The organism is Pirellulales bacterium (genome assembly GCA_036499395.1).
Classification (GTDB): Bacteria; Planctomycetota; Planctomycetia; order Pirellulales; family JACPPG01; genus JACPPG01.
Genome location: DASYDW010000024.1, coordinates 97,883 through 107,711 on the forward strand (window position 1 = coordinate 97,883; position 9,829 = coordinate 107,711).

General features: G+C 57.1%; 4 protein-coding genes. 2 read left to right on the forward strand and 2 right to left on the reverse strand.

From position 1 onward, the window contains the following. Positions 1-11 precede the first annotated feature (11 nt). A complete protein-coding gene (locus VGN12_05460) occupies positions 12-2,441 on the reverse strand; it encodes an autotransporter-associated beta strand repeat-containing protein (GenBank protein ID HEY4308880.1) in 2,430 nt (809 codons plus the stop codon). A 575-nt stretch (positions 2,442-3,016) separates the two neighbouring features. On the opposite strand from VGN12_05460, the gene VGN12_05465 reads away from it, so the two are divergent. Together VGN12_05465 and VGN12_05470 are read left to right on the forward strand one after the other, a co-directional pair. After that, positions 3,017-5,692 (forward strand): DEAD/DEAH box helicase, encoded by a 2,676-nt coding sequence (locus tag VGN12_05465; protein HEY4308881.1) that lies wholly within the window; start codon positions 3,017-3,019, stop codon positions 5,690-5,692. A gap of 481 nt (positions 5,693-6,173) precedes the next feature. Beyond that, positions 6,174-8,126: a hypothetical protein gene (locus VGN12_05470; GenBank protein ID HEY4308882.1), complete on the forward strand. Its 1,953-nt coding sequence runs from the start codon at positions 6,174-6,176 to the stop codon at positions 8,124-8,126. 106 nt (positions 8,127-8,232) lie between these two features. Here VGN12_05470 and VGN12_05475 read toward each other — a convergent pair whose 3' ends face one another. Beyond that, complete coding sequence (locus VGN12_05475) at positions 8,233-9,414, reverse strand: hypothetical protein (GenBank protein HEY4308883.1); 1,182 nt, start codon at positions 9,412-9,414, stop codon at positions 8,233-8,235. Positions 9,415-9,829: the final 415 nt, after the last annotated feature.

Consider the following 9,829-nt stretch of genomic DNA (forward strand, 5'->3'; position numbering starts at 1 on the left):
GATCGGCGTCGTTACCGAGCCGATCGCCGCCGTCCCAAAAACACGGCTGCTACCGTACCTTGTAGTAGCAACAACGCCGTTAGGCCGGGCTCGGGAACGGATGAGAAATTGACCATCACAGCATGGCCAGTGATGTGGAACGTTCCATAAAAACCCTTGGCAGCCATGTCCGGTGCGAAGGCGAAGATATTTGCGTTAGGTGGGAACGGCGTATTCGCGAACGTTATGATCGGATAATCGACGCCGGTCGCAAGGCCCCCTAAGTTTTGGAAGTCGAACTGCACCGAGCCTGGGGAGGCAAAATTGAACGGACTTGTGAAACCGGAAAAATTCCAAAGATCGCTGGTGGTGCTGCCGATGCCAAAATCGACAAGTAGGCTGGCAGAGAACCCGATGGCATTCGCCGTGGTCAGCGTCGCGGCAGCCGGGCCACCAATGTCCAGCGTCCCTCCCGTCGACCAACCAAGAGAACCCAACGTGCCGGCAACCTGCACGGTTGTCCCTTGACCTAAATTCACATTACCCGTAATGGGATTGGGAAGAACAAGTGTTCCCCCGATAACATCCGTCGTACCAACGTTCGGGTTGCTGAGAGTAAGCGTGCCAGCGCCGAACTTGTTGATGGTGCCGGTCAAGGGGCCCGAAAACGTCACATTGAAACCCGCCGTGTCGAGTCGCCCGATCGGTTCAGCGCTACTGGTGATACCCTTGGTTGACGAAAAGCTAGCGGCCGCCTGTAGCGTGGCGTTTCCGATGTCGATCGTCGAACCCTGGCCTAGATTGGCATCCGACGACACAACGAGTGTCCCCTGCGTAATCTCGGTGGTGCCGGTATACGAATTCGTGCCGGCGAGCGTCAGCGTTCCGGGGCCCGTCTTCGTCAACGTTGTGCCGTCTGGGCCGTCACCGATATTGGCGCCGATCGTGAGATTGTTGTTGACGGTCACGATCATCTCCGGCGAAGTCGAGGCCAGGTTGCCACCGGCGATGCTCGTAGTGCCTGAACCGCTCGAAAGGATTCCGCCCGTCGTAAGTGTCAGGTTCTGCCCAGCCAGGTTTAAAACCTGCCCTGAGGCACCGCTATTCTGCAGGTTCAGGCTTGATCGCACGCTTGACGCTGCGAGCGAGGTCGTGCCGGCGCCGGAGAGTTTGACATTATCGGTGGCTGCGCCTGTGTTGATATTACTTGCATACGCGGTGTACGGCGTAATGCGTCCATCGTTACCGATCGACGCCCATTCATTACCTGCGGTGACATACGGTGCAACGATTCCCGTGCTGCCGTTGGCCAGGCCCGAGAAACTTACGCCCGGCCCTACGACACTGACTGTCGCATAGCCGTTGCGCGTTAAGCCCGCGAACGACAACTGCGCCGCGGCACTCCCAGGTTGCGTGACACTGATCGAATTGGGGCCGCTAATATTGAGCGCTCCGACGAGTTCGTTCACCGGTGTGCTGCTGTTACCGACCAATTGAATCGAGCCGCCATTCATGGTGAATGGAGACGTATCGGAGATACGGTTCGCGACGGCTGTCGAGCTATTATCCAACAGGAGAGATCCGTTCGTGGTCGTTGAAACGATTGAATTCAGTATTGATCCGGTTCCTGCCAGCGAGAGGGTCCCACCCGTGATCGACGTCGTGCCAAGATATATATTTGCATTGGTCAACGTCTGTACGGCGCCTGTAAGGCCGTCCATGTTCAGTGAAAGCACCGCTGACTGATTGTCCTGAATCACACCTGCGAAGCTCCCGTTTTTGCCTCCCAGCTCAAGGGTGACAGTTCCCGAGGTATTGAGCGGCTGAACAATTCCACCCAATGCCCCGCCGCCAGACAGCGATTGCATATCCGATGTACCGCTAAATGACGGGGACAGAGTCACCATAACCCCGGGCGCGTTCGCCAATGTGACGTTAGCGAAACTCAAACCGATGTCACCGACGCCGCGTAATTCGCCTTCGTTTACCTGCACCGTGGCTAGGTCGAGAAATCCGCCGAGCGTCAACGGCGCTGAGCCGTTCTTGGTTAACGAGTTTCCCGAACTGACGGAATGATCGATCTCCGAGCTGATCGTTGCCGCTGCATTGGTCGTGACCGTCAATCCGGTGGGGCCACTCAGGAGCGTGCCGTTCTGGATCGTATAGCCAGGCGAGTTGAACGTCATCGACGACACGATCGGCTGCGTGGTCGTTAAATTGACGGTGCCGCCCGTGCCACCGAAGATTGCGTCGCCATTGGTGGGCCAAGAGACATTGTTCGTCCCGTCGAACCAGTCGGCCGTCGTTGTGTCCCAGGTGCCGTTACCTCCGGCGCCGTTAAGTCCCCAGGTGACGGTCTGCGCTTGGGCTGAAGCAACCAGATTTAAGATGATGGCAATAAGAGCGCATGAGGCCGCGTTGAACAGAAAGGCGCGCGCAGCGACGCTGTGTAAACGATGCACGGTAAGACCCCCCACTCGAGAACCTGTTCCGAAACCAGCAAGAAAAGCGAGTAGTTCAAGAAACTCGGCTGGCGATCACTAGCGTTCTGCCCAGGTGGAACGGTGAAAAGGGGTCCTAGCGTTAACTTGGGATATTAACAGGCTTAATGGCGTGTTTCAACGAAGGAATATTCGAGTGACAGGATTGTAATAAGTGATAGTTTTAGGAGACATGCCGTAGTGACCACCCCGGATCTGGGTGGTTTGCTAACGCCGACGGTTAGGAACTGTGGGACTTCGACATGAACACTACCCCGGGCGACCGAGGCGGCGTGGACAGGGTGCGATCGTGTCTGGGGGAGTTCGGAACGCCTCGATTGCAGGCGGTGCTGCGAAATGCCCGCCACTGTCGCGCGGCCGACCCGGTTGGTTTGCCGGATCGACCACGCGGTGGTTGCGATGGCGGAAGCTTGCCGCCGCTTTGGGCGCGCGCCGTTTGCGCTGGCTAATGCAAATTACTCTTGGCGCTCGTGCGTCGACTCTTGCATCATGTGATATGACCTGATTCGCGTCTTGTCCGGAAGGAACCAGATCGCATGACGACTAAGGCCAGCCAGCGCTTAACGCTTAAGGACCGGCTGTCACGGCTCAACTTTTCACAGGCTTGCAAACTGCTCGGGAAAGAAGGACGCCAGCTCATCCAACGCGGCGGCAAGTTCGAGATCAACCTCGAGGAGCAAGTCTATTTGGAAGGCGATCTGTTTCGCGTTAAATTCGCGGACGCGGTGGTCACCATCACACTGATGGCCGAGGCGCGGGACCGGCTGCATTGGAATTGCACGGCATGCCGGTTCCCTTGTACACACGCCGGTGCCGCGTTTTCGCTGCTGTTAGAGGAAAAGACCGCGTTGGGCCTCGCGGCCCCGCCGCCGGAACGGATCCCGGTCGAAAGTCTTGCCGAGGACGAATTGATCCGGCGGGCGCTGGCAGAACGGGAGCAACGTTCTCGCCAGGAAAAGTTCAAGCTTCATCCGCACATTCCTGTCAAACCTTGGGCCGATTACACGATCACCAGTGCCGCGTCAGGCAAGACGTACCGCGTAGCGCTGCGCGGCCGAGAAAGAGGTAGTTCCTATTGCTCCTGCCCGGACTTCCGCACGAATACCTTGGGCACCTGCAAGCACATCATGTATGTGCTGCGGCGTGTGACGCGGAAATTCTCGGAAGCCACGCTGCGACGTCCCTACCGCATCAGATATCTGAACGTCCATCTCACCTCGGGCGACCGATTGGCGCTTCGATTTGGCATTCCCGATAAATTGGAGCCGGACGTCGACTCGATCGTCAAGCCACTTGCCGGTCGCGACGTGCAGGACGTACACGATCTGGTTGATCGGCTGGCCAGGCTGGAGCGCCTGGGGCACCAGGTAACTGTTTATCCCGACGCGGAGGAGTTCATTCAGCGGCACTTGTTTGAAAACAGGATTCAAAAACTCGTCGGCGAAATCCGCCAGGATCCCGCGCGACATCCGCTTCGAAAGCAACTTCTCAAAACCGAGCTGTTACCTTACCAATTAGACGGCATCGCCTTCACCGTAGGGGCTGGCCGGGCTGTGCTGGCCGACGATATGGGCCTGGGTAAGACGATCCAAGCGGTCGGTGTCGCCGAGCTTTTCGCTCAGCAGGCGGGCATTCGCAAAGTCCTGGTCATCTGCCCGACGTCGCTCAAGTCGCAATGGCGGAGTGAAATCGAACGGTTCTCATTCCGTTCCTGCCAGGTGGTGCTCGGCGCGATGGCCGACCGACGTGCCCAATACGATAACGATGCGTTCTTCACGGTCTGCAACTACGAGCAGGTTGTCCGTGACCTGTCGGCCATCGAAGGCGTGAAGTGGGACTTGATCATTCTCGACGAAGGCCAACGGATCAAAAACTGGGAAGCCAAGACCACAAATGTGGTCAAGCGATTGAAGTCCCCACTGGCGCTCGTGCTTTCCGGCACACCGCTGGAGAATCGCATCGACGAGTTGTACAGCGTTGTGCAGTTTGTCGATGATCGCCGTCTCGGCCCGGCATTTCGCTTTTTCAATCGGCATCGCGTCACCGATGAGAAAGGCAAAGTGCTCGGATACAAGAACCTGGACCAACTGCGCCAGCATCTTGCGCCGGTCTTGCTGCGGCGAACCCGTGAGCAAGTTCTCACGCAATTACCCGAGCGGACCCTGGAGATCGTGCGGATTGCGCCGACGGACGAGCAGCTTGATATCCATGCCGCGCAGATGAAGATCGTGGCCTCGATCGTTCGCAAGCCGTTTATCAGCGAGATGGATTTGCTTCGCCTGCGTCAGGCGCTGCTCATGTGCCGCATGGCCGCCAACAGCACGTACCTGTGCAATAAGCAGTACCCCGCGTATTCCAGCAAGCTCGAGCGGTTAGAGGAGTTGCTCGAACGGGGCTTTGCCGAAAACGGTCGAAAAGCGGTCCTGTTCTCCGAATGGACGAGGATGCTTGATCTGGTCGAAGAGATCCTCATGCGGTTGAAGTTGAAGTATGTGCGGCTCGACGGATCCGTCCCACAACGGCAACGCCAGCAATTGGTGGATGAATTCCAGTCGAATTCCGACTGTCGGTTGTTCATCACCACCAATGCAGGCTCGACAGGGCTGAATCTCCAGGCGGCCAACACGGTCATCAATTGCGACTTGCCGTGGAACCCCGCCGTGCTGGAGCAGCGCATCGGACGCGCCCATCGCATGGGCCAGAAGCAGCCGGTCCATGCCTATCTGCTGGTGACTGAGCAGACTCTCGAAGAAAGCTTGCTGACAACCTTGTCGGCCAAGAAGGACCTGGCTCTCGCGGCGCTAGATGTCGATTCTGATATCAACGAGATCTCGTTGGTCAGCGGGACCGAAGAACTTCGCAATCGGCTGGAGATTCTTCTCGGTGCGAAACCGCAAGCACCGCTCGATGTAAGTCAACGAGAGGACGTCGCGGCCCGCATAATGAGCGACGCGCACCGCGAACGCGTCGCCGCAGCCGGCGGCGAATTGCTCGGCGCGGTCTTCAGTTTTCTCGGTGAACTTGTTGCTCAGGAGCCATCGTCGCCACGGCCAGCGCCCGGAGCTGTGGCCAATTTGAAACAGCGACTTACCGAGTGTGTCGAGGAGGACGGACAGGGAAGACAACGGCTGTCCATTACACTTCCGAACCGTGAAGTGCTCGACAACCTGGCCACCACCCTAGCGCGCCTGCTCGTCGCGGCTCCGCAATAGGACGGTCGACGCAAGTCATGCCCCGACAATGAAAAGGCCCTTCGACGTATACGTCGAAGGGCCGTGCGTTCCAATCAAGTGGAGGCAACAGGACGCCAATAGAACTCCTGTGCGATCGGTTTTGGCGATCTTGTGCAGATTGGAGCGAGGTAGCACGCCGGATGCTCGGCGAGACGGTCTCGGCGATTTTATGAGATATCCATAATCTGCTCGATTGAGGTGGATGCCAATCGTTGGACCGGCTTGACGGCTAATCAAAATGGGGGGGGTGTGTTTGCTGTGTGTGGGGGGGAGCGACGCGCTCACAAGCCGGCGGCCACGAGATCCGTCGAGCCTGTAACTTTGTCCAGGTGCAAGAAAACTGTTTGGTCAGTCAGTTCGTTTCGATGATCGACACAGCCTTGCAGGGTGAGTAGACTCGCCACCGGCCTGCACTTCAGGCGCTCTTTTCTGCTCGGTGGCAATATAGTGGAGGCAGATCGTGAACCGCCGCTTTTTCATCGTATCTATCTTCGTTTTCGCCGCATTGAGTGGCAAAACGAGTTGTGCCGCGGATCCTTGGAAAGGCGCATTAATTCTTCCCAAGTGCGCGACATTGCAACTCGTGAAATCACCGAGCGACCATCAGTTTGTCGGCAAGGTGTCGCAGATCGAGTGGCCCACCACCGTCAGCAAGATTGACGGTCAATGGGTGAAGATTCGCGACGGAGGCCGATATTCGATCCCGCCCGCCGAGGGTTGGGTGCGCAAGGAAGACGTCCTCAACCTAACGAATCCTGATCCATTGAAGACGTCGCCGTCACTGTATTACACACAGCAGATTGTGACACTATTGAACAAGCAAGCCGGTAGTAACGAGCCCTGCGAGACTTGCAGACAGGCGGCGACTGGCGCCGGGGCGGGCAAGCGCCGCGGGCAATATGGCGTTATGTTTCGTGAGGGCTGCGCGGAAAAGCCGACCAAGCAAGCACTCGCCAGCCTTTATTGGCTGCGGGGTATTCTGAACGAACAGAATAAGGACCCGGCCACAACACAGATTGTCGCGGCGGATTACCAAACGGCCGTCTGCCTCGATTGCACATTGGCCGACGCCTGGCTACGTCTGGGGCGCGCACTGGCCACGCTGAAATATGACAATAATCAAAACGTATTCCTGCCCTTGACCGTCAGGCCGCCCACCCCGACAACGGCATGCCCGCAATGCTGCTCCGCGTTCAAGTGGTCGAAAGAAATCGACGATTGCTGCATCATTGAAAAGTGCTTCCAGCATGCCGAATGCCTGCTGACCAAGGCGGGCGCGTGCCAGGGGTCTTCAGCAGGCGCTTTCCCAGACTGTTCCGCCTGCGATCGGCCATGCCCGACTTCGGGCTCCTGTTCTGGTTGCAGTCCTGAGTGCGAAGCAGCCAACCTCGCCTCCTTCTCGTGCAAAGCGACGCCGGCACTGTACCTGGCGTGGGGGAATGCGCTTTTGTCGAAGTACAAAAAGAAGACAGCGGACGCCAATACGACGTTTTCTCAAGCCTGCGCAAAGTTTTGCCTCGCAGAGCGCTGCGATCCGACCTGGTACAAGCCCGCCCTTAGTCGGGGGAAATTGCTTACCACATGCGCGACGCATGACTACACGCCATCGGACTGTCCGTCGTGTACGTCCAGTGGCACCGGTACTGTGCATCGCGGGGCACTCGAAGCCGCGATTCGGTCCTTTAGCCAGGCTGTTCGCCTTGACTCAAATCAGGATGAACCATTGCGCCTTCGCGCCGACGCACTTCGGGTATTGGCGACGGCTAAATTGTGCGACGACATGGGAGACTGCGTATGCCTTCCGCCGGTTATTGGCTGCTGCCCATCAGTAACAATGTTGGCAAAGACGCGAGCGGCTGCCAGCCCGCCCCCCCAAAATACGGACGATGCGGAGAAAAAATCCTGGCTCTACGATGCCTTGGCGTCTGCCCAGGCCGCAAGTTCTCTGAAAAACAATCGCAACCCTGATGACCTTGAAGCATTGGCGCGGGTTTTGGGTGCGTTGGCCTGCAATGCTGGGACACCGGGGACGGCAGCTGCGCATCAGGCAGCGTACAACTACGCCACCATAGCACAAACCACTGCGCAGAAATCCGCTAGCTATTCCGCACCGTTGGCGTCGTTGAAGCGCAAGGAGCTTGCGGATTGCTTTGGCCAGATGGCAGATTATATTGATAACTCACCGTTGGCCGTTAACGACTTTATGCATGAACTAGTCGTCCCACTTGCCCGTTCTCTCCAACGACGGTTGCCGACTGGCGTTGTAATTTCAGACCAAACGTCGGAGACACAACCATCGGCCGGTCAATCTGCGACTCCGCCGCTGTCCAGGCAGAATGCGACACAACGGCGAATCCGGTCACTTCGTGAACAATATCTCAATACTCCGGATCTGTCGTTGAGTGCCCAGTAATCGCTGTCGGATGGCCGTTACAGGCTACCTCTTGTTCCAAGCTGGAAACTCGCGCACACGTCGGCTAACCAAGTGCGCTGGCATTTTTCAGTCATTCGCCAACGCTTTACCTTGGGATATTCGGCAAAGTATTTTGCTGCTGTAGGTTGAACTGCAACCAAGGCGACTGCATCAGCGGCGCCGGTGCGCCGGGCGCGAATTGCTGCCTCAGGACCTTGCCGTCCAGTTGCTCATTGAGGAACTGTTTCTTGTGAATCAAAGATTGCCGCTCTTCAATCAGGCGCTTGTATTCCTCAGCGGCAACTCGGCCAGCACCATCGGCCCCTGAATTTGGGGTCTCCCCGAGCTGAATGCCAAAAAGCTTGCGTAGCTCGTCGACGCGACTGGATATCTTGGCCAGGCGGGCATCGATGATCTGCTCGATCCGAGCTTGATCGGATTGCGGCGTGTTCATCAAGGCGACAGGCTGCTCGCTGATGCCGATGTTCGCCATGACTTGTCCAACAGCCTCGCGTTGATCGGTCGGCAAGCCGTACTCATCGATGTAGTACGTCACCTGTTTAGTGAGTGGGGTCGGCGCCGAGTTTAGCGCGTAATCCAGAATTGTAAGCGTGAGCTTGGCTAGCTCGTCACGGCCGTCCTTCGTGACCCATACGTAGGTTCCGCAGTACTCGCCGATATAGATGCAATCGCAATCCTTGGGGATGCACTTCTTATTGCACGACACGTGAAACCAACACCCCTTGGTACCAATGCACTCTGACGTGACAATTCCGTTAGCGCTCGAAGGAATGTCGCCGTTGGTATCGCCGGTGTAAAACTTCTTCTGAACAGTCTCGCAATCGGGACATGCCTCGGACATATTCCCATAGCCACAACTTGCCACCGCCTTCTGGTACGCGCAGCGCATTAGCTCCAGTTTACGTGGATCGTTTATGGGCGTTAGGGTGAAAGAGCCAAAGAACGTGCGCGACGCGTTAAACTGGCTGGTGATTGCGTTGAAGATTAGTGGATTCGGCGCCGGCCCACCGCGGCCCCAGCCCGTCACCAATTGCGCCGAGCCGACGTCCGTAAGGTTATTGGCACTTTGATTGGGAACGGAGAACGAGGGAAGCGAGTTCGGCTCATAGACGAACATTGCTAGGTTGTTCATCACCTGCATTTGTTGAATGTCCCCCACGGTCCACGCCTGATGCACTGTAATCCGGCGCAGCGGCACCGCGGGACAGCCAGTCGAACAAACGATCGTGCCCAAAAGTAACACGAAAAGAAATATCCGCCTAACCATGGAAATGCCCCCTAGAAGCGCGTATCAGCTCGTTGCGGCATGACGCCACCTCGAGCACGCATGAGTTGGTAGAAAAGTACCACTAGACGCGATCGTTGGCATAATCGAGCGAAGCTATGTGATACTTCGGCCCGCTACAATCGGCGCTTGAGCACCAAAGGAAGTATTCCTCGCCTCCCATACCATTTCATCCGCAAAGTGTCCCATGGCCGGCAAGGTCTACCACGGCAACGTGTTTTGCTAGTAAGTGTTGGCCGCAAACTTTGCGCCGACCGGTAGCGTCCGTCAAGTTGCGCACAATTGATTTTGGGTAGTGCCTGGAACTGGGTTGGTTCTCGTTGGTTTTAGTGTGCCTTTATTCCCCCTAGGGGGAATAAAAAGTTCGCCAGTTTACGCGATCGCTACTTCATCCGTG